We start from the raw sequence: 363 nt of genomic DNA, 5'->3' as shown, positions 1-363 counted from the left end.
CCAGGCGGAGTTGCTGAGGGTGACGGGGTGCCTAGTTCATCCGGCTGATCGCCCAGCCGCCTTCGCCGAGAGCCTGCATGACCGCTCCAGCTGCCCTGTCAGGACCCCGCATCGGACACATCCGCCGAAGTCGAGGCGCAGGTCTGGCGCTGAGTCGGGACCGCAAGCTCGGACCGGCCCGCATCGGTCCGGTCATGGGCCTGCCCGCCTCGCTGGTGATCGGCTACTCCTAGTCCACTCCACCGTCGACGAAAGCCTGAGCGACTCCGAGATCGCGGAGACCCGCAACGACGCCCGCCAGCGGCTGATGATGGCCGACACCTCACCGATCACCGTCGCCGTCGACACCCTGGGCCGCGAGAC

At 68.9% G+C, this 363-nt stretch carries 1 pseudogene; it reads left to right on the top strand.

What is annotated here, in order from left to right:
* Positions 1 to 73: 73 nt before the first annotated feature.
* Positions 74 to 218: pseudogene (locus JHN63_RS52190) on the top strand (IS481 family transposase); the annotation flags it as partial.
* Positions 219 to 363 lie beyond the last annotated feature (145 nt).

The organism is Streptomyces sp. MBT65 (genome assembly GCF_016612545.1).
GTDB lineage: Bacteria > Actinomycetota > Actinomycetes > Streptomycetales > Streptomycetaceae > Streptomyces.
The sequence above is the reverse complement of the archived record's forward strand: the minus strand, read 5'-3'. Positions and strand labels throughout refer to the sequence as shown.